The organism is Bacteroides timonensis, assembly GCF_000513195.1.
GTDB classification, from domain to species: domain Bacteria; phylum Bacteroidota; class Bacteroidia; order Bacteroidales; family Bacteroidaceae; genus Bacteroides; species Bacteroides timonensis.
Genome location: NZ_CBVI010000016.1, coordinates 39323 through 59459, shown reverse-complemented (window position 1 = coordinate 59459; position 20137 = coordinate 39323). Strand labels below are relative to the sequence as shown.

At 43.6% G+C, this 20137-nt stretch carries 18 protein-coding genes; 12 read left to right on the top strand and 6 right to left on the bottom strand.

The features are described from left to right. Nucleotides 1-11 precede the first annotated feature (11 nt). On the bottom strand, nt 12-377 hold the full coding sequence (locus BN161_RS05340; RefSeq protein ID WP_044263606.1) for a DUF488 domain-containing protein: 366 nt from the start codon (nt 375-377) through the stop codon (nt 12-14). A gap of 267 nt (nt 378-644) precedes the next feature. On the opposite strand from BN161_RS05340, the gene BN161_RS30080 reads away from it, so the two are divergent. The 9 genes from BN161_RS30080 to priA all read left to right on the top strand — a co-directional run bounded on the left by BN161_RS30080 (nt 645) and on the right by priA (nt 10656). Continuing rightward, nucleotides 645-809, top strand: coding sequence for a hypothetical protein (locus BN161_RS30080; RefSeq protein ID WP_209441887.1), 165 nt, complete (start codon nt 645-647; stop codon nt 807-809). 304 nt (nt 810-1113) lie between these two features. Next, on the top strand, nt 1114-1560 hold the full coding sequence (locus BN161_RS05330; protein WP_044263604.1) for a GNAT family N-acetyltransferase: 447 nt from the start codon (nt 1114-1116) through the stop codon (nt 1558-1560). A gap of 45 nt (nt 1561-1605) precedes the next feature. After that, entirely contained in the window at nt 1606-2559 is a 954-nt protein-coding gene (locus tag BN161_RS05325) for a PorP/SprF family type IX secretion system membrane protein (protein WP_044263601.1), read from the top strand. 15 nt (nt 2560-2574) lie between these two features. Continuing rightward, entirely contained in the window at nt 2575-4032 is a 1458-nt protein-coding gene (gene porK, locus BN161_RS05320) for a T9SS ring complex lipoprotein PorK/GldK (RefSeq protein WP_125910755.1), read from the top strand. Between the two features lie 20 nt (nt 4033-4052). Beyond that, nucleotides 4053-4763, top strand: a complete 711-nt coding sequence (porL, locus tag BN161_RS05315) for a type IX secretion system motor protein PorL/GldL (protein WP_044263597.1) — start codon at nt 4053-4055, stop codon at nt 4761-4763. Between the two features lie 77 nt (nt 4764-4840). Further along, the gene (gene porM, locus BN161_RS05310) at nt 4841-6412 is read left to right on the top strand and encodes a type IX secretion system motor protein PorM/GldM (RefSeq protein ID WP_044263592.1); all 1572 of its coding nucleotides are present in this window, start codon (nt 4841-4843) and stop codon (nt 6410-6412) included. A 33-nt stretch (nt 6413-6445) separates the two neighbouring features. Continuing rightward, complete coding sequence (gene porN, locus BN161_RS05305; RefSeq protein ID WP_044263584.1) at nt 6446-7465, top strand: type IX secretion system ring subunit PorN/GldN; 1020 nt, start codon at nt 6446-6448, stop codon at nt 7463-7465. Nucleotides 7466-7541: 76 nt separating this feature from the next. Further along, on the top strand, nt 7542-8102 hold the full coding sequence (locus BN161_RS05300; protein WP_007212036.1) for a porin family protein: 561 nt from the start codon (nt 7542-7544) through the stop codon (nt 8100-8102). Between the two features lie 82 nt (nt 8103-8184). Further along, entirely contained in the window at nt 8185-10656 is a 2472-nt protein-coding gene (gene priA / locus BN161_RS05295; protein WP_044263582.1) for a replication restart helicase PriA, read from the top strand. A 3-nt stretch (nt 10657-10659) separates the two neighbouring features. Here priA and BN161_RS05290 read toward each other — a convergent pair whose 3' ends face one another. Genes BN161_RS05290 through BN161_RS05280 form a run of 3 tightly spaced genes read right to left on the bottom strand, consistent with a single transcriptional unit; the run spans nt 10660 to nt 13776 of the window. Further along, a complete protein-coding gene (locus BN161_RS05290) occupies nt 10660-12759 on the bottom strand; it encodes an outer membrane beta-barrel family protein (RefSeq protein WP_244436420.1) in 2100 nt (699 codons plus the stop codon). Between the two features lie 56 nt (nt 12760-12815). Continuing rightward, nucleotides 12816-13385: an RNA polymerase sigma factor gene (locus BN161_RS05285; RefSeq protein ID WP_044263580.1), complete on the bottom strand. Its 570-nt coding sequence runs from the start codon at nt 13383-13385 to the stop codon at nt 12816-12818. After that, nucleotides 13378-13776 carry a hypothetical protein gene (locus BN161_RS05280; protein ID WP_044263578.1) on the bottom strand — a complete coding sequence of 133 codons (399 nt, stop codon included), beginning with the start codon at nt 13774-13776 and terminating at the stop codon, nt 13378-13380. Before BN161_RS05280 ends, BN161_RS05285 begins: the two co-directional genes overlap by 8 nt. 134 nt (nt 13777-13910) lie before the next feature. Here BN161_RS05280 and BN161_RS05275 point away from each other — a divergent pair, with 134 nt between their 5' ends. Beyond that, entirely contained in the window at nt 13911-14381 is a 471-nt protein-coding gene (locus BN161_RS05275) for a low molecular weight protein-tyrosine-phosphatase (protein WP_044263576.1), read from the top strand. Between the two features lie 9 nt (nt 14382-14390). On the opposite strand, the gene BN161_RS05270 is transcribed toward BN161_RS05275, so the two are convergent. Both BN161_RS05270 and BN161_RS05265 read right to left on the bottom strand, forming a co-directional pair. Further along, entirely contained in the window at nt 14391-15158 is a 768-nt protein-coding gene (locus BN161_RS05270; RefSeq protein ID WP_044263573.1) for a hypothetical protein, read from the bottom strand. A 5-nt stretch (nt 15159-15163) separates the two neighbouring features. After that, nucleotides 15164-17224, bottom strand: a complete 2061-nt coding sequence (locus BN161_RS05265) for an HD family phosphohydrolase (protein ID WP_044263778.1) — start codon at nt 17222-17224, stop codon at nt 15164-15166. 97 nt (nt 17225-17321) lie between these two features. Between BN161_RS05265 and gltX the strand changes: the two genes are divergently transcribed. Both gltX and BN161_RS05255 read left to right on the top strand, forming a co-directional pair. Next, nucleotides 17322-18839, top strand: coding sequence for a glutamate--tRNA ligase (gltX, locus tag BN161_RS05260; protein ID WP_044263570.1), 1518 nt, complete (start codon nt 17322-17324; stop codon nt 18837-18839). 10 nt (nt 18840-18849) lie between these two features. Then, nucleotides 18850-20070: a 3-deoxy-D-manno-octulosonic acid transferase gene (locus tag BN161_RS05255; protein WP_044263568.1), complete on the top strand. Its 1221-nt coding sequence runs from the start codon at nt 18850-18852 to the stop codon at nt 20068-20070. The last annotated feature ends 67 nt before the right edge of the window (nt 20071-20137 follow it).

Sequence of the window (20137 nt, the reverse complement as noted above, 5' to 3'; positions counted from 1 at the left end):
ATAGTGAATATTCACGATTGCCCAAGGTTGGCTTCCAGAAACTGTTGCAGAATGCGGGCATGATTACGGACAGGTTCTTTGGAGGCATATAGCAAAGTAACCGTTTTATAAGGTTTGATTGATGCCAGAAAGTTCCGTGTGGCTTCAGATGTTTCCAGTTCTTTCCGATACATATCTGAGAAAGCCTCCCAATGTCCTGCCGCATCTTCATGAAACCATTTCCTGAGTTCGGGGGAAGGCGTGATGTCTTTTTCCCAGACATCATATTTCAGATATTCTTTTTTCATGCCGCGAGGCCATAGACGATCTACCAATACGCGGTAACCGTCTTCTGCTTCGGGGTCTTCATAGACCCGTTTGATTTTTATCTGCGTCATAGCTTTCTTTTTTATATATACAAATAATTGGCGGAATTAGTTCATTATTGACGGGATATGAACAAAGAGTGATAAGCATGTACATCACTATTACCTTTCCCCCGCAAAAAGCTTGCATATCTACTGAAGCATGACTACCTTTGTTGCTCAAGATGCCATCTTGTGTTGTTTAAGATGGCATGTTGTGCTACACAAGATGCCATCTTGAGCAGCAAAGCAAAGGGAGTCCCGGTTCTCAAGGTAATAAGTTCCAAGTGTCATGTCCCTATGCTACTGACATTGAGAAGCATAGCCCCCCTCCGGATTGCATGTTGGGCCACAAAACGCTACACCCAAGAACCGCTACGCCCCGAAACGCTGGAGTGCGAACGTACACAGACCAAAAATACGCAGGAAGACGAAGCAAGGGATATTGATACGGCAACAGTCTGAAAGCCGATGAAAAAGATGAAAGTGAAAAACGGCATGATTATTCACACAAACCATGCCTAAAATGCGGACAGGCACTTAAAACAAGTCTTAATCTTCTGCAAGCGAGGCAAAAAAGATGTTTCCTTTCATCCTGTTTTGTGTATTTTTTCCGGGCTGAAGGTAAAGGAATAGCGGTGAAAATGTAAAGAATCAAAAAGGTCATTGTTTAAACGTAAACTTTCAGATGCATGATTGTATATCTCATATATGTGATATATATTTGCTAAAAATAAAGTCTTATACAGTAGGAACCTCAAAAAAAAGTATGGAGATTAATATACGGGAAGCTACTACCTCAGATTTCAATCAGATTAATGCTTTGTTCAGAGAGTTTGCTGAATTTGAGAATTTGCCTGAGAGAATGACAAATACGGTAGATCAGATGATGGAGGAGAAAGAATATTTCAATTGCTTCGTTGCGGAAACACCGGATGGAGAGATTGCCGGTTATGTTACTTACTTTTTTGGTTATTATACATGGGTCGGCAAGTCATTGTATATGGACGATTTGTATGTAAGGCCGGCTTTCAGAGGGCAGGGGGTAGGCTCACTGTTGATACATAAAATTATAACATACGCAAAAGTTTCAGGCTGCCACAGATTGCGCTGGCAAGTGTCAGGATGGAACAAGCCTGCTATTGGTTTTTATAAGAAGCTAGGAGCTACTATAAGTGGGGTAGAACAGAATTGTGATTTGTCTTTCTCTTTTTGATTCTGTTTTACACAATTTTTTCTCGTTTTATCAGTTCTTATATTGATGAAATGTAGCCGTATCCTGAAATATATAATTTTTATCTGTCTTTTCTTTTGTGCGGCAAAAGGTCAGGCGCAATTTGATGCACGCTTCAGTCAATACTGGGAGGTGAAGGGATATTATCATCCCGGCTGGGCGGGGCAGACAGATAATAAAATGAATATTTATGGTTCGTACGGTATGCAGTTGATGGGTTTTACACATGCTCCGCGCGTAATGTACTTTGGGGCTGATATGCCTTTTACTCTGTTCAATAAACAGCATGGTGTGGGTGTAGGCTTTTTCAATGAGGGGATCGGCCTGTTCCGTAACCAACGTTTCTGGGGACAATATGCCTATCAGATGAAAATCCGGAAAGGTAAGTTGGGCATTGGACTTCAAGTGGGGATGCTGACCGTATCGTTTGATCCATCTGATATCAATCTTGGAGATGAAACGGATGATGAAGCTTTTCCGACTGCTGCGGAGAGTGGAATGGCCGTTGATCTCGGACTGGGTGGATACTATTCGCACCCTAAGTTTTATGCAGGATTTTCTGCCCATCACCTGACAGCTCCCCGTGTCTCTCTGGGAGACAAAAGCCAGATAAAAATACATCCTATCTTTTATTTGACAGGTGGATACAATATTCAGACGCGTAATCCGTTAATTTCCATACAACCTTCTATGCAGTTGCAAAGTGATTTTACTTCTACAAGGCTGGATGTAACGGGACGATTGTTTTATACCTATCATTCCCGGGTGCTTAGTGGAGGATTGACTTATTCGCCGGATACCTCGGTGACATTCAGCTTCGGATTGACGGTGCGGGGCGTGACGTTAGGATATGCTTATGAGTGTTTTACTTCGAAGATAGGTGTCGCAAGTGGTAGCCACGATCTGGTAGTGAGGTATGCATTGGACTTGAATGTATTTAAGAAAAACCGGAACTTGCATAAGAGTGTACGGATTTTGTAAGAGAATATACGAACAATGGGAAAGAATAAAGGAATGAAAACAATTCATGCGTGGTACGGGGCGGCTTTATTGCTGTTCGGTTCGTTGGTTTCGTGCATGGGGACGGTGGGAAACAGTTCCATGAGAGGTGGCGAAGTGATAGGAGCCAGTGCCGTGGCATGGAATGAGCCTGCGCCTTACGGTATGGTGCTGGTGAAACGTGGTTCGGTGAAAATGGGACCCGACAAGCAAGACAGCTTGTGGGGAACAATCGTTCCTTCACGGGAAATTTCAGTCGAGTCTTTCTGGATGGATGATACGGAAGTGACGGTTGCCGAATATAAACAGTTTGTCAATTGGGTACGCGATTCCATTATCCGTGAACGTCTGGCAGATCCTGCTTATGGCGGTAATGAATTATATAAGATAGAAGAAGACCGGGAAGGAAATCCTATCAAACCTTATCTGAACTGGTCGAAGCCCATTCCCTGGAAGCGGGCGACAGAGGATGAGCAGATGGCTATCGAAAGCGTATATAAGCATCATCCTATCGATGGTACGCTGATGCTGGATGCCGGTCAGATGAATTATTATTATGAGATTTATGACTATGCTGAGGCTGCCAAGCGTCATAATCGCCTGAATCCCGCTGAACGTGTTAAGAATACCGATATACGGGTGAATCCGGAAGAGGTGATTATGATAACGAAGGATACGGCATACATTGATGATGAAGGGCGGATTGTGAACCGTACTATTACACGTCCGTTATCCAGCGAATGGGATTTTCTAAACAGCTATATAGTAAATGTTTATCCCGATACAACCTGTTGGGTGAATGACTTTCCGAACGCGAATAATGAACAATATATGCGTTTGTATTTCAACCATCCCAGTTACAACGAGCATCCGGTGGTGGGTGTCAGCTGGGAACAGGCGAATGCGTTTTGTGCATGGCGTACCAATTATTTACTTGCAGGTCTACGTGGACAGGCTAAATATATCCAGCGCTATCGCCTGCCGACCGAGGCCGAATGGGAATTTGCCGCACGCGGAAGGGAGGATAATAAATATCCCTGGAAAGAGAGTGAAGAAACCAAAGATGACCGTGGATGCTACAATGCGAACTATAAGCCGGGTAAAGGAAATTACACCAAAGACGGCAATCTGATTTCAACCCGTGTAGGAGCTTACACACCCAATTCGAACGGATTGTATGACATGGCAGGTAATGTGGCGGAGTGGACTTCAACGGCTTATACTGAGTCGGGAGTTCTGCAAGCAAGTGATATCAATCCGGATATTCAGTATAATGCCGCGCCGGATGATCCGTATGCGATGAAGAAGAAAGTGGTGCGTGGCGGTTCATGGAAAGATGTAAACGCGTTTATCCGTTCGGATGCCCGCACGGCGGAGTATCAGAATGAGCAACGTTCGTATGTGGGGTTCCGTTGCGTACGTACACAAGTGGGATATAATAAGAAGGGGAAATGATAAGATGGTAAAATGGTAAGATGATGGAAAAAGATACTGTAAATAAAAAGAGGAATTTTGGACAAAAGTTGCAGGATTTTATGGCGAGTTACCGTGGTAAGGTCATTATGAACTATGCCTATAGCTGGGGTGCTGCTATTGTCATTGCAGGTACATTGTTCAAGCTGACACACTTGCCTGGTGCCAACCTGATGTTGTGGATTGGTATGGGAACAGAGGTGCTGGTGTTTTTTATTTCTGCATTTGATTTGCCGAGAAGGCAGACGGAGACGGCTACATCCGGTGGTATCGTTGTGGTGGGAGATGGCACAATCGGCAGTGCCGGTGGATGGACAAATGATTTGCCGAAGACACAATCCGTCCCTTCAAATCAGCCGGTATCAGTGACTGTAGGAGCGAATCATTATTCACCCGGAACTCCGGCCCCTGCTTTTACTCCTGAAATGGAAGAAACTACGCAGGCTTACATTGCCCAACTGAAAGAAATGACAGAAATGCTTTCGCGCTTTACGGCACAGGCCGAATCTCTTTCACATGATGCTGAGCAGATGAGCGCTTTAAACCGTAATTTGGCAGGTATCAACGCCATCTATGAAATGCAGCTTCGTAGTGCCAGCACTCAGATCAATACAATCGATCAGGTGCATGAACAAACCCGCAAGATGGCGCGTCAGATAGAAGAACTGAATGCTGTCTATGCCCGTATGCTACAAGCCGTGCAGGTTAAGTGATAAAGTGGTGAAGCGATAGAACGAGAGTTAAAGCTATCGCGCAGCCAAATTGTAAATTATAAATTGTAAATAACCCCATGTCTCTGAACACTAACCCGGATTCTCCGCGTCAGAAGATGATAAACCTGATGTATATCGTCCTGATGGCGATGCTGGCACTCAATGTTTCGTCGGATGTGCTGAATGGTTTTTCATTGGTAGATGAAAGTCTTTCCCGTACAACGGCAAACTCTACCGTGCAGAATCAATCACTATATGACGGGCTTGCCGGTGCCAATGAACGTAATCCTGAGAAAATAGGACCGTGGTTTGAGAAAGCGGTACGTGTGAAGAATATGTCCGATTCGCTCTATACCTATGTGGATGAATTGAAACTACGCATTGTGAAGGAAGCGGATGGCAAGAATGGGGATGTTGCCAATATCTCCAATAAAGAAGACTTGGAAGCTGCTTCTTTTGTGATGCTTGCACCTGGTAGCGGACAGGGCAAAGCGCTGTTCAACCGCATCAATCAATACCGGGAAAATATTCTGACTCTTGTTACCGATCCGATACAACAGAAGATCATCCGTGATAATCTGGGTACTGAAGTACCGCGTAAGGCGTCAGCAGCAGGAAAAAACTGGCAGGAATATATCTTTGAAAATACTCCGGTGGCCGCAGCTGTCACGCTGTTAACCAAGCTGCAAAGTGATGTGCGCTATGCTGAAGGTGAAGTATTGCATTTGTTGACGCAGAATACCGATGTGCAGGATGTACGTGTAAATCAACTTCAAGCTTATGTCATTCCTACCTCTCAGAATGTGGTGCGCGGTGGTACGTACAGTGCCCGTGTCATTCTGGCTGCTGTGGACTCTACTCAGCGCCCTTCTATTTACATAGCCGGTGAAAAGCAACCGGATAATGCCGAAGGATGGTTCGAAACCGTTTGCAACCGTACAGGGGAGTTCTTTTTGGATGGTTATTTGGAGTTGGCGCAAGGGAATGGCGAAGTGCTTCGCAGAGAGTTCTCACAGAAATATACGGTGGTTGAACCTACTGCTACGGTTTCTGCTACAATGATGAATGTACTCTATGCCGGATATGATAATCCGATCAGTATTTCTGTTCCCGGAGTGCCGGGGGGACAGGTACAGGCAAGTATTGTGAATGGAAACGGAACTCTGAACCGTTCCGGAAATGGGTATATTGCTCATCCTACGACTATCGGTAAAGATGTAGTGATTCGTGTGACAGCATCCGTTGGCGGACGTACGCAGTCGATGGGGGATTATACTTATCGTGTACGCCAGTTGCCTGATCCTTCACCGTTTATAGAATATACGGAAGACGGGACACCTAAACGATATCGGGGGGAGCGTGGATTGTCTAAAGCAATTTTGATGAATACTCCCGGCATTGTAGCTGCTATTGATGATGGTTTGTTGAATATCAACTTCCGGGTGCTGGGATTTGAAACTGTTTTCTTTGATAATATGGGAAATGCCGTGCCGGAAGTGTCTTCGGGGGCTTCATTCTCTACACGTCAGAAAGATATGTTCCGCCGTTTATCCAGAGGTAAACGTTTCTATATTTCCCGAGTTCGTGCGGTGGGGCCGGATGGGGTGGAGCGTTTGCTGCCTACTACACTGGAAGTGATTGTGAATTAAAATTAGAAATCGAATATAATAAGGTATAAGACTATGAAACTTTCCTTGAAACTCATGATAGCTGTCGCACTCTGTGCACTGAATCTTTCAGTGGGGTGGGCGCAAAGGCAATATCCGGGTTCGCCTGGCTTGCCAGAGGATGTGGTGTGGATGCGTGAAATCTATCGTACGCTGGATTTGACAAAGGATACCAATGGTGCGTTATACTATCCGGTGGAACCGCAGGGAAATAAGATGAATCTTTTCGCTACCATGTTCCGCTTGTTGGCGCAAAAGAAAATTCCGGCTTATGAATATCAGCTGGATGGTACGGAGCGCTTTCAGAAAGATGCTGAGGTGACTTTCCGTGATGTGCTGGATCGCTTTCAAATTTATTATGAACTGAAGAAAGTGGCAAATCGCCGTGACAGTGTTTTGTCTATCAGTAATAGCGATATACCTTCAGCGGATGTATTGAGTTACTTTGTGAAGGAGGTCTGGTATTTTGACCAGCGCACTTCTACTTATGGTTCGGTGATAACGGCTATCTGTCCGGTGCTGCATCGTTCGGAAGAATTCAGTTCGGAGAAAGTGAAGTTACCTATGTTTTGGGTGAACTATAAAGACTTGGTTCCCTATCTGACTCAGACAAAAGTCTCCGTTAGCAATTATAATAATGCGGCAAACAGTACTTGGGATGACTTCTTTACGGCACGCTTGTATAAAGGAGATATTTATAAAACAACCAATCTGCAAAATCGTACTTTGTCACAATATTGCCCTACGGATAGCGCCATGGTGAAAGAGCAGAAGCGGATTGAAAAAGAACTGGTGGATTTTGAAAATACATTGTATGGCAGGGACCTTATAGAAGAAACGGATTCGGTTTCCACAGCTTCGGGAATAAAAACAGCGAAGACTAATTCGAAGAAAAGGGGGCGTGACAATGCTGTTACAACCAAAAGTAAATCTTCTTCCTCATCAAAGTTAAAAGCTTCCGCAGGTAAGTCTCAATCGGTATCTAAGCGGGAAGCAGCAGCCCCGAAGGCGTCAGTACGACGACAACGCCGTTGAACAAAAATGAATCTTTATTGTTCTTTTTAAGAATAAATCCATATATTTGTCCCGATAATTTAAACAAAAAAGAAGTATGAAGAAGATTTTTAGTGCTTTCATTATAGCTGTAGGCTGTATGTTTATGGCTATGCCTGCTCAGGCCCAACTCATTAAATGGGGTGTAAAGGGTGGTGTCAACTTGACAAAGATAGACTGGGATGGCGGATATAAAGGTAACAAGGACAACTCTGCCGGTTTCTTTATTGGTCCGATGGCTGAAATTACGATTCCTATTGTAGGCCTGGGTGTTGATGGTGCTTTGTTATTCTCGCAGAGAGGTAAGGGTGACGTAAAACAAATCGGAGCGGAAGTTCCAATCAATCTGAAATATACGATTGGCTTGGGTAGTTTGCTGGGTGTTTATTTTGCTGCCGGTCCTGATTTCTTCTTTGATTTTGACAAGAAGGACAACGTTGACCGGAAGAAAACTCAGGTAGGGCTTAATCTGGGAGTCGGTGTGAAGCTGATCAAGCACTTGCAAGTAGGCGTAAACTATCAGTTCCCGATGGGCGATAGCTTTAAATGGAAAGAGGTAGGTCATGCCATCGGTGCAAAGAATAAGACTTGGCAAATATCCGCTGCTTATCTCTTCTAAGAAAGTAGAATCTATTGCGATATAATAGCGTTGCTGATTTTGATTGGCAACGCTATTTTTTTATTGTATCTTTGTCGCTGCAATGAAGAAATTTGTGGATGTCATATTGCCTTTGCCTCTGCCCCGCTATTTTACCTATTCTTTGCCTGAGGAATGGGCGGATGAGGTGAAAATGGGATGTCGGGTAGTAGTTCCGTTCGGGCGCAAGAAGTACTATACAGCGATTGTACGTAACGTACATTATTGTGAGCCGACGGATTATGAGGTAAAAGAAGTATCTGCATTATTGGATGCTCATCCGATTTTATTGCCGGAACAATTTAAGTTTTGGGAGTGGCTGGCAGATTATTATCTCTGTACACAAGGCGATGTTTATAAGGCTGCTCTGCCTTCCGGTCTGAAATTGGAGAGCGAGACGATGGTAGAGTATAATCCGGATTTTGAATCGGAAGTTCGTTTGCCGGAGCGTGAGCAGAAGATATTGGATTTGCTCTCTGCGGAGCCCGAACAGTGTGTGACAAAACTGGAAAAAGACAGCGGTCTCAAGAATATACTTTCCGTAATTAAATCCTTATTGGATAAGGAGGCCATCTTTGTAAAAGAAGAACTTCGCCGGACTTATAAGCCAAAGACTGAAACGCGCGTGCGACTGGCGGACGAAGTACGGAATGAAAAACGGCTGCAAGAACTTTTTGATGAATTGGCGCGTGCTCCGAAGCAACTGGATTTACTGATGAAATACATCGAACTATCCGGTATTTTGGGAGGTGACGGGCTGAAAAGCTTTCCCAAAGAGGTTAATAAGAAAGAACTATTGCTGCGGGTATCTGCTTCGCCAGCTGTGTTCAATGGCTTGGTAGATAAACATATCTTTGAAGTTTACCAACAGGAAGTGGGACGGCTGAATTCCGTTCTTCGGGAAATTCTTCCCATTAATCCTTTGAATGAACATCAACAAATGGCACACGATGAGATTGTACGAAGCTTCCAATCCAAGAATGTGTGTCTGCTCCATGGGGTAACTGCCAGCGGGAAAACAGAAATCTATATTCATTTGATAGAAGAAACTATCCGGCAGGGAAAACAAGTGTTGTACCTGCTACCTGAAATAGCTCTTACCACTCAGATTACCGAACGTCTGCAACGGGTGTTCGGAGATCGTTTAGGAATTTATCATTCTAAATTTCCGGATGCCGAGCGTGTAGAAATCTGGCAGAAGCAGCTGACGGAAAAAGGATATGATATTATCCTTGGAGTTCGTTCTTCTGTTTTCCTGCCTTTTCGTAACCTCGGGTTGGTGATTGTGGATGAAGAACATGAGAATACCTATAAACAACAGGATCCGGCTCCCCGTTATCATGCCCGAAATGCGGCAATCATATTGGCGGCCATGTATGGTGCCAAGACCTTGCTGGGCACAGCTACCCCTTCTATTGAAACCTGGCATAATGCTTCTTCCGGAAAGTATGGACTGGTGGAGCTGAAAGAGCGGTATAAAGAAATTCAATTACCGGAAATTATCCCCGTGGATATCCATGAGTTGCATCGCAAGAAGCGTATGAACGGACCATTCTCGCCACTGTTGCTTCAATATATTCATGAGGCTTTGGATCAAAAGCAACAAGTCATTTTGTTTCAGAACCGGCGTGGCTTTGCTCCGATGATTGAGTGTAATACATGCGGGTGGGTGCCGAAGTGCAAAAACTGTGATGTGAGCCTGACATTTCACAAAGGATTGAATCAGTTGACTTGCCATTACTGCGGTTATACCTATCAACTGCCCCATAAGTGTCCAGCTTGCGAGGGTACTGACTTGCGTAATCGTGGGTTTGGTACAGAGAAGATAGAAGATGATATCAAGATTTTATTTCCCGAAGCCGCTGTTGCCCGTATGGATTTGGATACCACTCGTACCCGTTCTGCTTATGAACGTATTATTGCAGATTTTGAGCAGGGGAAAACGGATATATTGATAGGTACACAGATGGTTTCTAAAGGATTGGACTTTGATCATGTCAGTGTGGTAGGTATTCTGAACGCAGATACGATGTTGAATTATCCTGATTTCCGTTCGTATGAGCGTGCTTTTCAGTTGATGGCACAAGTGGCAGGACGTGCCGGACGGAAGAATAAACGCGGACGTGTAATTTTGCAGACAAAAAGTATCGATCACCCTATTATAGCTCAGGTCATCCATAACGATTTTGACCAGATGGTGGCGGGACAGCTTGCTGAACGTCAGATGTTCCACTACCCGCCTTACTATCGTCTGGTGTATGTCTATCTGAAAAACCGCAATGAGCAATTGCTTGACTTGATGGCACAAACCATGTCAGGCAAGTTGCGTGCAGTCTTCGGTAATCGTGTATTGGGACCGGATAAACCGCCTGTTGCTCGGATACAAACATTATTTATCCGAAAGATTATTGTCAAGATAGAGTATAATGCTCCGATGGCTCGCGCCCGTGAACTGCTGGTGCAGGTTCAGAAAGAGATGGTGGCGGAGGATCGTTTTAAATCTTTAATCGTCTATTATGATGTAGATCCAATGTAACGGCTACTCTTTGGTTCCTTGCAGAATACCGGAATCTGTATCCATATTCTGAATTCTCTTATTGGCATCCTTGTATTGTCGTCCGAAGTTTAGGTTGAAGTTGAGCTTGACGGCAAAGGTATTTGACATGTTATTGTTGTGTATGTCCGACTTAACTGGTGTCAATGCTGACCAGTTTTCGTTTTCGGAGCGATAGGTCTTCATAAAGGGATTGAGTATTCCTGCCATAATGGACCATGCAGGCTGTTTATAACCTACCATCAAGGTATGCATCAACTCGCCCTTCATTAATTGTTCGCCATATACATATCGGTTAGGCGGTGTGATAGTCATAAAATTCAGGAGCCAGTTCTTATAGGAAGCGTCCAGGTTGATGCGCAGTTCTTTCAGGGTATAGGTATGGAGGTAATTGTTTCCTGTACTGATGTACCGGTTAATACCCGGTGTGACGGAAAGACTGATGTGATCTTTCCAGGGCTTTATCTTGAATGTGACCTCGGCGGCTAAATATTGGAAAGACTTCTGGTTTTCATAGGTCTGAATAAACATAGCCTCTTCATAAAGTACGGATTGCATGATTGGATTCTTTTCGTATGTATAACTGATCAGTGCGTCGATACTGCAAATGCCTGCACTAAATACTGCATTGAAATCCTGTATGGTACTACGGAATGATTTTAATGACGGATTCCCTCTGCGCGTTTGTAAATTGTCGATTTTTTGTTCCACATTATTCAGATAAGCTATGGAAGGAGCATTGTTCTTCAGGTTAATGTGATAGCGGAAATGTAGTTTGTCCAGAGGAGTGTAAGATACCAGGAGCGAAGGTTGCAGGCCGTATCTTTCATTTTGATTGTTCCTTTGGCTATAGTAGAAGCGACTGAGTGCAAGATTGGCCACGTATCCCCAATGTTGCGTTTTGCCTTTATATTCGGCATATGCATAGCTCTCCGCTTGTTTCAAGACCACGTCCATCCATTCTTCTCCCTTGTATTGATTGTCTGTGTACGATTGTATGTGCCTGAGACCTCCTATCAATGTTCCTTGTCCTAACTTCTTCTCATAGGTTCCTTCGGCTATCAGCGAATACTTTTGTCCGGTGATATCGGAGTCTAATTCTGTATAACTTACGTTTTCTTGCTTTTCCTGATAAATGCGTGTGCTGCTGCTCTTGATGTACGTACCTACAAAGTTGAATATAAGCCGTTGGTCGTTTTTCAGTTCTTGCTGATAATAAAAGTCGAGGGCAGGCAGGTGGTTTCGTTCCTTGGTGTGGTCGTAGATGGATAGTGGAATGTCGGAATCGGAGATGTAAAGTTTACTTTTCCGATCTTCATATCCGGCGGGATTATCTTGCAGGATATATCTGCACTGTGCATTAAAGAGATATTTTCCCTTTTCCTGCAGACTGTAGCTAAGGTTGGAGGTGAGTAGCTTTTTATTAAACAAGGTCGGTTCTCCGACTTCCAGACGATGTAATTCTTTGTCGGGAAAAATAAAGCGTTCATCGTACTCACGTGTCCAATCTCCTCTCCGTTGTATGTATCGCACGTTGGCTGATATTTCGGATTTTCCGTAGTTGTATCTGCCAGCCAATACGTCGTCGATGGAAGAACGCTTTCCGCTGATGCTGTGGATGGCAGCTCCGCTGATGCTACCTCCTACTTTGGCGGTTTTGGTTATATAATCTATCACGGCAGCAGCGTTTCCGTAGCGTACCCCCGGAGTATCGTGATATTCTATACGAAGAATATTTTCGGGATTGAGGGAGGATATCTCGGTATAAGTAACTTGAACGCCATTAATCCGTAACTGTACTTCTCCGTTGCCGGAGGTGGTTATTTCGCCCGACATGATATCAACTGTGATTCGGGGAAGTTGTAGTTTGCCTAATAAGTCTATGCCACTGGATGACATTTTCAGTTGATTCTGGGTCGGAAGAATGACTTTCCGGTCGCCTTTTTCGATGACAGACTGTGCCTGGATGGTTATTTCATCCAGAGAAATAGCCATGACTCCAGTGGAATCTTTAGCAATGAGTTGGGCATAGGAAGAGCTGGCCATACACAGTAGTATGGTCAAAATTGACACTGTTGTTTTCATAAATATTTGTGGAAATAGCTGTTATCCGGTGGGTAAACAGAGAGTTAAAAATGAGATTAGTAATTTAGAAGATCGTTATACAGTCCTTTCAATCGTTTGCGAAGGTGGATGACGGCATAATGTTTTCGTGATAATAAAGTGTTGACTGACATTCCGGTGGCACTGGCAACTTCTTTGGCTGACAATCCTTCCATTTCCAGTAGCTCGAATGCTTCCCGTTGCTCGGGCGGTAGCTCGGCAAGAGCTGTTTCAAGCTCTTGCCACACGAGTGACCGCATATATTCTATTTCCGGAGTAGGCGGAGCATCGCTGAACAGCACTTCCGAAAACTCGCTCAGTACATTGTCTTCTTTATCATAGCTCGAAGCGGGTAGTTCTTCTTCCTGCATCTTTTTGCCTTTATTGATAATCGTATTTCGTGCTACGCGATATAGCCATGCTGTTACCTGTTCGATAGGATTGAAAGTGCTTTCAATGGTTTTCACCAATTGATACAGTACATCTTGCAGAATATCTTCGGCATCTTCTTTAGTGGAAACCCGCTTGCGGATAAATGCTTTCAAGCGGGGTTGATGTTCTACAATCAGTTCTTCCAAACTGTTGCTTTTGCCGGTCAGATTATTCATTCTCTTTGGGAGTTTCGCTACCGTTGTTTCTATCAAAGTTTCTCTCGTTGAAGAATCCGTCTCTTCCGAAAGGACCACCGAATCCGAACTTCTTTCTTTTATTAATGAAATCCTTGCGTTCTTCCGGAGACATCTTCTCCCATTTAGCGCGGAATGGGTTACCTTCTTTACCACCGGATATTCCTCTTCGACCGGGGAAAGCTCCTCTACCAGGGAAACCTCCGAAGAAAATGCGTGCAAGTACGAATAATGCCAAAGCTTGCCAGAAATTGATGGCTGCCAGTCCTAAGACTCCGGGCACTACGAAATTCCATAATAGCATGACTATTGCTCCAAAAGCCGCAATGGCTAATATCCAAAACAAAGATATAATAAAAAGTCTTTTTTTCATGATGTTCTAATTTTATAGATTTACATATTACTTTGAAAACGTTCTCTGTATATGCTGACAACTGAGAAGAAGAAATATTTTAAGAGAATGTAGAAAACTTCTATATTTGCGTTCCTAAATAAAAAAATGTGCTTATGAAGCCTTGTAGAATACTGTTTGTTTGCTTGGGTAATATTTGCCGTTCTTCCTCTGCGGAAGGTGTGATGAATCATTTGGTTTCAAAAGCCGGACTGGAAGATCGGTTTGTGATAGATTCTGCCGGTATTCTCTCTTATCATCGAGGAGAGTTACCTGACAGTCGGATGCGTGCTCACGCTATTCGTCGAGGTTACGAACTCACACATCGTTCGCGTCCCGTACAGACGGAAGACTTTTATAACTTCGATTTGATAATAGGGATGGATGACCGGAATATTGAAGATTTGAAAGACCGTGCGCCCTCCCCTGAAGAATGGAAGAAGATACACCGTATGACGGAATTCTGTACTCGCTTTACGCATGCCGACCACGTGCCCGATCCGTATTATGGTGGGGCGGAAGGATTTGAGTATGTGCTCGACTTGCTGGAGGATGCTTGTGCCGGGCTGTTGGAATATCTGAAATAATCGGGTTCGTCAGTGCGTGGTGTCTTGATAGAACCTCTTGTCTTCATTCAGGCTGCATGTTGCATCCACTCCTGCACTTTGTAGTACTTCGGCAATATCATTCAGGGTTCGGCGCGATACTCTTCCTATATAATAGAGGCGATAGTGATAGTCTTTATCCAATATCTCCATAACATGCGTAAAAGCCTGTTCGCGTGCAAAGTCAAAATTGGCTTTGAGTATATCTTCGTAAGGATACTTAATTTCACGTCCTACGCTGTATATCCTAAGGCTTTCGTTATCTACTTTCAGATAACAGAAACGTGTCATCAACATGTGTATAAAGTAGATACTCAGGCCGAATGAAATGATTCCGAGAATATATGCCCACCAACTTCCGAATGCTACAGCCTGATATCCCAATATCATAAACGTGATGAAAAGCACAAAGAAGTAGAACATATAGAGTGATGGGCGCTGATAGGTCGTGGTAGGAATCTCTGCTGCTGTCCGTTTTCGGTTGATATGGTTCTCAAAAGGTATATCTTGTGAAATCAGATAGCGGATAACAGATGACGGCTTTTGAAACGGATGGACATAAAAAGCTCTTTGAATACCCTGTTTCAGACGCAATGTTAATATGCCCGCGCCATATTTATCTTTGACCTTCAGGTTGCTCTTGCGCGGAACTTCATGAAAACGTTTCATGAAACTGAAACTTTGGATGTCGTGTATCCGGATACCTTTGCGTTGTAGCAGGCTTTCGGTACGTTTCTGGTCTTGTGCGATTGTTTTCATATCTTTTATTTTTTAAGTTCGGGGTAGCTGATGCGGGTATGATAAATTGTTTTCAGTTTCTCTTTGAACACCGATTTCACGATAGCAATGTCCTTGAATGTAATAGGACATTCTTTGAAGAAACCTTCTTCTACCTGAGAGTCTATAATCTTTTCCACCAGGTTGTTGATGCTTTCTTCCGTATATTCGGGCAGACTACGGGATGCAGCTTCTACTGCATCCGCCATCATTAGAATGGCCGTTTCGCGGGTGAACGGGTTTGGACCGGGGTAAGTGAATAATTCCTCGTTCGGCTCTTCATCGGGATGCTCGTTCTTCCAAGAGATATAGAAGTATTTAGTCTTTCCCTTACCGTGATGGGTACTGATGAAGTCTTTTATCACTTTAGGCAAATTGTTTTTTTCCGCCAGTTTCAGTCCGTCCGTCACGTGACTGATTATCACCTGTGCACTTTGCTCGTAACTAAGATTTTTATGCGGATTGACACCTCCTGATTGGTTTTCAGTAAAGAATACCGGATTTTCCATTTTCCCGATGTCGTGGTACAAAGCTCCGGTACGCACCAGCTGGCTTTTAGCTCCAATACGGTTGGCAGCTTCTGCGGCAAGATTAGCCACTTGCATGGAATGTTGGAAAGTTCCCGGAACAGTCTCTGACAAACGGCGCAGCAACGGGCTGTTGATATTGGAAAGTTCTACCAGAGTAACGTTGGAAGTAAATCCAAATGTTTTCTCCAACAAGAACAGAAGCGGATAGGTGAACAATAGAAGTACACCATTGACTATAAAGTAACTATACATACTTCCGTTTAATTTCGATAAATCGTTTTCGGTGATTAGTTCGAAAGCGAAGTAAAGAGCAGCATAGGTCAGTATCACTAATAATGCCGTACGGAAGAGTTGCGAACGTTGTGACAATTCGCGCAAACTGAAAATAGCGACCAGACCGGCAGCCAGTTGCAGCAATATAAATTCGTGTGGGTAGCGTAAACAAATGGAGCAGATCAGTATAGTGACCACTTGCGTAAGGAATGCTGTGCGTGAGTCGAGGAATACGCGGATAATGATAGGCAGCATGGCATACGGAATGATATAAACATTGTATATGTTATTCGATACCATGAGTGCTGTCACTACACAATAGAACATAATCAGTGTAAATAGTAGGGATAAACTCCCCTTGCGTTCGTAATAATCCTTGCGGAATAAATCGAGGTACAGCATAAAACACAGCATGAAAATGCTGACAAACAAGATTTGTCCGGTCAGTATCAAACGTTTTTGTCCGATGGATTCACTACGTTGGATAGACTCCTTTCTCAGACTTTCAAGGATATTGTAAGTTTCCTTATCTACGATTTCCCCCCGATCAATAATCTTCTGGCCACTTTGTACAACGCCATTGGCCCAGGCATAATTATCCAGCGCTTCCTTTTTGGCTGTTTCGGTGCGTTGCTCATCGTAAGTCAGATTCGGGTACAAATATTCGTTGAGTGAGCACTGACGCAGGATATACGGAGAATAATGTGCCGTGTCCGCAGTGAGCAGGTAGGCATATGCATCTTTTACGGAAAAAAGCTGTTCGGTCCCCCGCTGGTTGGCCAGCTTATCATCAATCACCATGATGACAGCGGTGCTGTCTTTTTGTAATTTGCTGCGTTCTTCGGTAGAAAGTATACCTGCTTTATAAATTTCGGATAACCTTTTCTCCAGATAGCGCATATAGTCAGAAGACGGAACAATGTCGCGCAAGTGACTTTGATAATCTGTTTTTAATTTGCTAAGCACGGTTTTTTCTACACTTTTATCCAACTGATAGTAGGGTTGGAAACTAGCAAGCATGCTGTCTTGTTCATGTTTTACTACAGCATCATCTTTATATATGGGGAAATTGAATGTGGCCATAAGTTGCCCATACTTCCACGGTTTGTCAATATCGAACTGATAATTAAACTTGCCGTCACGCGGTAAGAAGTATACTATGATGGCTACCGTGCCGATAAAAATGAGTGCTTTGTATAGCAAATCTCTGTAAGAAAAGCTTTTTTTAGTCTTGGATTTATTCATATCGGTTGAATTTTTTGCGAAAAGTACAAAAAAAAACATTAGTGTGGAAAAAAAGGTTTAATTTTGCCGTCTAATTATCTCATAAGTAATGCAAAATATGACAGAAAGAAGAGTCAGAGTCCGTTTTGCCCCGAGTCCTACGGGGGCTTTGCACATTGGTGGTGTGCGTACAGCATTATATAATTATCTCTTTGCGCGCCAGCATGGGGGAGACATGATTTTCCGTATTGAAGATACTGATAGTAACCGTTTTGTACCGGGTGCAGAAGAATATATCCTTGAGTCTTTCAAGTGGTTGGGCATTCCGTTTGATGAGGGTGTCAGCTTTGGTGGGGAGTATGGTCCGTACCGTCAGTCCGAACGTCGCGAAATATACAAGAAGTATGTGAAGGTATTATTGGAGAATGATAAAGCTTATATCGCTTTTGATACTCCTGAAGAACTGGATGCGAAACGTGCCGAGATAGCCAATTTCCAATATGATGCTTCTACTCGTATGCAAATGCGTAATTCATTGACACTTTTGAAAGAAGAAGTGGATGCATTGATTGCTGAAGGTAAGCAGTACGTAGTTCGTTTCAAGATAGAACCCAATGAAGATGTACATGTAAACGACCTGATTCGTGGTGAGGTAATAATCAATTCTTCCATTCTGGACGATAAAGTACTTTATAAATCAGCTGACGAACTGCCAACTTATCATCTTGCCAATATTGTAGATGACCACTTGATGGAAGTTTCCCATGTGATTCGTGGTGAGGAGTGGTTACCTTCTGCACCTCTGCATGTATTGTTGTACCGTGCTTTCGGGTGGGAAGATACAATGCCGGCTTTTGCTCATCTGCCTTTGCTGTTGAAACCGGAAGGTAACGGCAAATTGAGCAAACGTGACGGTGACCGCCTCGGTTTTCCTGTATTCCCGTTGGAATGGCATGATCCAAAAACCGGTGAAATATCTTCTGGATATCGCGAATCGGGATATTTACCTGAAGCTGTAATTAATTTCCTGGCTTTGCTGGGTTGGAATCCGGGTAATGATCAAGAGCTGATGTCAATGGATGAGTTGATCAAATTGTTCGATTTGAGTCATTGTAGCAAGTCTGGCGCTAAATTTGATTATAAAAAAGGCATCTGGTTCAACCATGAATATATATTGTTGAAGCCTGATGAAGAAATAGCGGAACATTTTGTTCCAGTTCTGAAAGAACATGGAGTAGAAGTTCCGTTCGAGAAAGTAGTAACGGTGGTAGGCATGATGAAGAATCGTGTAAGTTTCGTGCGGGAACTTTGGGAAGCATCCAGTTTCTTCTTTGTTGCTCCAACGGAATATGATGAGAAAACTGTGAAGAAACGCTGGAAAGAAGATTCGGCCCAGTGTATGACTGAATTGATGGAGGTACTGGCAGGAATTGAAGATTTTAGCATCGAGAATCAGGAAAAGATTGTAATGGACTGGATTGCCGAAAAAGGATATCATACCGGAAACATTATGAATGCTTTCCGCCTGACATTGGTAGGCGAGGGGAAAGGCCCGCATATGTTCGACATCTCTTGGGTGCTGGGCAAAGAAGAGACACTGGCGCGTATGAAGCGTGCAATTGAAGTACTTTCTTAATTCAATAAGTATGCTTTACGACCTTGCGATAGGTATCTATGACCTTTTGGTGCATCTTGCGGCTCCATTTAGCCGCAAGCCCCGTAAAATGATGAAGGGGCATTGGGTAGTGTATGAACTTCTCAGGCAGCAATTGGAAAAAGATGTACGTTATATTTGGTTTCATGCCGCTTCCTTAGGCGAATTTGAACAGGGGCGTCCCCTAATTGAAAAAATTCGTGCCAAATATCCCGATTATGGTATATTGCTGACATTCTTTTCTCCTTCGGGATACGAGGTACGCAAGAATTATCGCGGGGCGGATGTAGTGTGCTACCTACCGTTCGACAAGCCTCGGAATGTGAAGAAATTCCTGGATATAGCCAATCCTTGCATGGCATTCTTCATTAAATATGAGTTCTGGAAGAATTATCTCGATGAATTACATAAGCGTCGTATTCCGGTGTACAGTGTGTCATCTATATTTCGTCGTGGCCAGGTGTTCTTTAAGTGGTATGGTGGTACGTATCGCCATGTTCTTCGTAATTTCGACCACTTATTCGTACAGAATGAACGTTCCAAACGTTATTTGAGTAAGATTGGCATCAACCGTGTGACAGTGGTCGGCGATACGCGTTTCGACCGGGTGTTGCAGATACGTGAGGAGGCGAAAGATTTGCCTTTGGTGAAACTCTTTAAGAATAACACCATGACCTTCGTAGCAGGTAGTTCCTGGCAACCGGATGAAGATCTGTTTATTGAATATTTCAATAATCATCCGGAAGTGAAATTGATTATTGCTCCACATGTGATAGATGAGAATCATCTGGTAGAGATTATCCGGAAGTTGAAACGCCCATATGTTCGTTATACGCGTGCGGATGAAAAGAATGTGCTGAAAGCGGATTGTCTGATTATAGATTGTTTCGGCCTGCTTTCTTCTATTTACCGTTATGGTGAAATTGCGTATATCGGAGGCGGCTTCGGGGTCGGTATTCATAATACGTTGGAAGCAGCTGTTTATGGTATTCCTGTAATATTCGGACCTAAGTACCAGAAGTTTATGGAAGCAATTCAACTTTTAGAAGCACAGGGTGCATTCTCTATCAAGAATTATGAAGAACTGAAAGAATTGTTGGACCGTATGTTGGCTGATGAGGTTTTCTTGCGCGAAACCGGAATGAATGCCGGATACTACGTCACTAGTAATGCTGGGGCTACGGATAAGATATTAAGTATGATTAATTTCTAAGGAATACGAAATAATAAGAACAGCGGGCGGATAGATTTCTATTCGTCCGCTGTCGTATATGGAAGTT